At 37.8% G+C, this 4154-nt stretch carries 3 protein-coding genes; all 3 read left to right on the forward strand.

The window, feature by feature from the left end:
- The first annotated feature begins 273 nt into the window (after positions 1-273).
- From K1X82_14970 to K1X82_14980, 3 genes are read left to right on the forward strand one after another with little or no spacing between them, the layout of a single operon-like run.
- The gene (locus tag K1X82_14970) at positions 274-1905 is read left to right on the forward strand and encodes a T9SS type A sorting domain-containing protein (GenBank protein MBX7183411.1); all 1632 of its coding nucleotides are present in this window, start codon (positions 274-276) and stop codon (positions 1903-1905) included.
- A 6-nt stretch (positions 1906-1911) separates the two neighbouring features.
- Positions 1912-3177 carry a hypothetical protein gene (locus tag K1X82_14975; GenBank protein ID MBX7183412.1) on the forward strand — a complete coding sequence of 422 codons (1266 nt, stop codon included), beginning with the start codon at positions 1912-1914 and terminating at the stop codon, positions 3175-3177.
- A 21-nt stretch (positions 3178-3198) separates the two neighbouring features.
- A complete protein-coding gene (locus K1X82_14980) occupies positions 3199-3960 on the forward strand; it encodes a hypothetical protein (protein MBX7183413.1) in 762 nt (253 codons plus the stop codon).
- Positions 3961-4154: the final 194 nt, after the last annotated feature.

A 4154-nucleotide genomic window follows, 5' to 3' on the forward strand; every position in this document is an offset into this window, starting at 1 on the left:
GAGGTAAAACACTCAAAAAAAGGAGATCAGTTTGATCTCTTTTTTTTTTGAACATTTTAGTTTAATCCTTTACAATTTCCACTAAACCTAATTTTTAACATTCAAGAGACTTTCCGCTTTTTTTTTATTCTTACCAATTTATTTCCTTTCTTACATATTATTGAAATTATTCCATTCTTTTGTCAGAGAAATAATAACCACTGAATACCAAATTAAGATGGTTTAATTTAACACAGTGACTATAGAACCAAAAGAAATTTAAAGAAATAAAAAATGGCAAAATTCACGCTTTTAATCTCACTTTTTTCGCCTTGCATACTATTAAGTTTGGCATTTTCCCAAACGCCTTTAATTGAATGGAGGAAAAACCTGGGAGGAACTTCTGCTGATTTTGGAAGATTTATTTGCCAGACTTCTGACGGTGGATATTTCGTGGTTGGAGAAACCATGTCATCAGACCTAGATGCAATTTCCAATCATGGCTCTGGTATTAGCGATTTGTTTGCTGTTAAATTAAACGCTTTAGGCCAAACAGAATGGAAAAAATGCCTTGGTGGAACGTCTGGAGAATCAGGATATTCAGGAGGACAAACTTTGGATGGTGGATACATAGTTTTTGGAAGCAGTAGTTCCAAAGATGGTGATGTAAATACCTACCCAAATCATGGAGGAGAACTTTTCACTTCTGATTTTTGGCTAGTTAAATTAGATGCAAATGGCAATCAACAATGGCAAAAACCTTTTGGAGGAAAATTTCATGAAAAAGGTTATGACCTGGCCATTATGCCCGATGGTGGGTATTTGATGGTTGGAACTACCAATTCAAACAATGATGAAGTAGATGGCTTTCATGGAACTGTAACAGATGAAAACAATCAAAAAAACGACATCTGGGTAGTACGTTTAGGTTCAGCAAGTAATTTACTTTGGCAAAGAACATTAGGTGGAACCGATTTAGATGAAGGCTTTTCTATCCTTGCAACGGAAAATGGAGGTGCTGTTATAGCCGGTAACACCTATTCATTTGATTACGATGTATCAGACCATCATGGAACAGCGGCGGTAGATAATTATGACAACAGTGATTGTTGGGTGGTTAAACTGGATAACCAAGGTCAAACCATTTGGGCCAAAACCTATGGAGGATCGAAATGGGATGGGGCTAATTGCATTAAAAAGACAAGTGACGGAGGGTATATTTTGATAGGTTATACCTACTCAGACGATTTGGATGTTTCCTTTCACAGAGGAACATTAGCATCGAGCGATGTTTGGGTAGTAAAACTTGATTCATCCGGAACCATTCTTTGGGAAAAAACATATGGCGGGACAGATAATGAAATTGGAAATTCCATTTTTCAAACATCTGACGGTGGTTATATTTTCGCTGCCAAGACCGCCTCGAACAATGATCAAATTTCCAATTTAAAAGGGCTAGAAAGTGCCTGGATAGTTAAAATAGATGAAACAGGCTCCATTCAATGGGAAAATACCTATGGAGGTACTAAAGTTGAAATAGCCAACTCCATTATTCAAACCTCCGACCAGTGGTTCGCTTTTGCCGGAATGTCAACCTCTACAGATGGAGATATTTGGAATCATTTAGGGGATATAGGATCGGATATGTGGGTTGTTAGATTAAGTAATATTCTTTCTGTTGATAGCCAACAAAGTTTTCATGATGAAGTTTTTCCCAATCCAAGTCAGGGTAAATTCGAACTCCGAATAGAACAACCCAACTCTCAGGTAACCATAGTTGATAGGATTGGTCAGTGCTTATACTCCTCCCAAATTAAGGAATACGCTAATCAATTTAATCTTTCGCATTTACCAAAAGGTATCTACACTGTAATGATTAAGAAAGCAAATGGAGGTATTTCTGCCCAAAAATTAATCCTTGAATAGCTCACCATGAATCTTCAAAAAGCAACCCTTTTCATATGTTCCTTTCTTTTGATCGGAATTTCATCCTGCAAAAAAGACCAGGATAACAACACCAACACCCCGAAAGGGTATGACCCTGCTAAACTTACCCAACTCTATTCAGACTTAGGTTTTAATTTCTTAGGAAGATTAGACTCTTACGAACAGGAAAACTCCCAAACAGGTAACTTTTTTCTTAAAGTGTTTGATGTTAGAGAAATTAATGGGAAACTGCATGTTGCATGGCAAAGCGAAGAAAACCTCGTTGCCAATGGTCAAACATCCGTTTTTACCTATTATGGTTATTTTGAAAATAAAGTATTCCAAAAAAGTGATTACTCCCCTTGCAAAGGAACCGATGTGTATGATATTTATGAAACAACAGATGAGTTGGATGCTCAGGGAAATATTTTCCACTCCTATCGCTTTCGTTTAGCCAGTGAAGGACTTTGGAAACAAGGACTATGCAGTAGTTCAGGTTTAACTGTTCCTCAATTTACAGGAATGGGAATTGAAAATATTGCCTGGGAAGAAAACAACCAATTAATTAGTGGTGTAGGTGGTGCATACAATGGCTTACAAACCATTTATTTGAAACGTTACAACTATGTAAGTGGTGTTATGCAGGAAGAAAACTTCACCGATCTTGAAGTTCAACCTCAAGGATTTGATTACCAGGTAACGGAAGACAACAATGCCTTTTTCGCCTATACCAACCTTCCGGCCAATTCCGAATTTGACGGAAATTTGAATTTAAAGGGATTTGACGGGGTAAGCTGGATCAATCTCGGAAGCATTCCTACCACCCAAATTAGAAAGTTTGCAGGGGTCAACATTACCAATTTCTATGAACCTGCCAGGGTGAAATTTGTTCGCAACGGCTCTGAACCCTGGATTTTGGTCTTTAAACCCAACAACACCCTGGGTGTTTTTAAATTTGATGGAATTAGTTTCTCCAAGGTTTTTGATGATGTTCCTTTTCAAACCGATGTTGCCAATTACACCTGCTTTGCTATTTGGAACAACCAGTTGGTTTGCAACGGATCTTCGACTAACCTTATTCAAAATGCCAAAAACGGAATTTATGTATTGGATGGAGGCAACTTTACTTTGTTAAAGACAGTTGATGACCAAAATGCAACTATCACAGGCGTTTATTCCAATGGTACCAAGCTTTGGGCAACCTGCGAAATTTGGTCAACCGATAACAACGGAACTTTTTTCAGTCCGATTGATTTAATTGAACTACCCTAATAACTTACCCATTTAACCATCATGCAATTAAAACAAACCATCCTAATTTTACTTAGTTTTCCTGCAATTTTCCTTTCGTCTTGCAAAAAAAATGCGGCAGATGCTTATTCAACCCCGAGTTTCCAGGTTCTTGATCATATTACCGGAGAGGATTATACAAACGACACCATTTTCCTGGCTTCTAACTACAACTTCTTTGGTAAAATAACTATCAATCCGGCCTATAAATTGAAATCCATTAAATACGAGGTTTTAGCAGATAATGATGTATTAACAACTGTAAACTATGGTGCAGTGGACGCCCCGGGTTACCTCATTGATAGTATTATTTACGAAGTACCTTATGACCTGTATGCCGGAGTTAGAAACTTTCTTTACCTAAGGGCTACCACTGAATCGGAAGATGGGGAAAAAGCATCGGCCCAAATTGCCTTTAAATTTCAACCGGTCAATTATGCCTTTCTTTTTCATTTCTTTGATTTTAAAGATAAAGACACTTTAGCCGTTGGTGATACCGCCTTCATTCAACCTTGCTACAGCCCCATGGGTTTGAACCAACAAATTGCCGAGATGAAAGTGTTTAGAAAAATTGGATTTACTAAGGAAGAATTGATTGAGACTTTAGGACCAAATGACTTTTTTTGGTATCAGCAAGGTTTTTTAAGACAAATCAGTTATGTGGTACCACAAGTAGCGTCCGGAACCGGAATAACCCATCGTTTTGATCTAACCAACTCGCTTGGACAAAAATACGCCTTACAACATCGAATTTTGGTTCAATAATTCTTTTAAGTCTCCTAATTTGGGCTATCTTTATTTCATTTGAATGGATGAAATATTGTTACCATTTTTATGCTTTCTGAAATTTCTATTTGGCGGGTCCCCTTCGCATGCCTATTGGCATTTTGAACAACAATTTACCGGGCTCAGGGTCGGGCTATACGTTCCTAGTCCTCGTCCCCCTAGGCTAGCGCCGT

This window comes from Bacteroidia bacterium, from assembly GCA_019695265.1.
Lineage (GTDB): Bacteria > Bacteroidota > Bacteroidia > JAIBAJ01 > JAIBAJ01 > JAIBAJ01.

What these genes read in the sequence shown, in the direction of transcription:
- K1X82_14970 (MBX7183411.1), top strand. Translation starts at nt 274, where the DNA reads ATGGCAAAATTCACGCTTTTAATCTCACTTTTTTCGCCTTGCATACTA.
- K1X82_14975 (MBX7183412.1), top strand. Translation starts at nt 1,912, where the DNA reads ATGAATCTTCAAAAAGCAACCCTTTTCATATGTTCCTTTCTTTTGATC.
- K1X82_14980 (MBX7183413.1), top strand. Translation starts at nt 3,199, where the DNA reads ATGCAATTAAAACAAACCATCCTAATTTTACTTAGTTTTCCTGCAATT.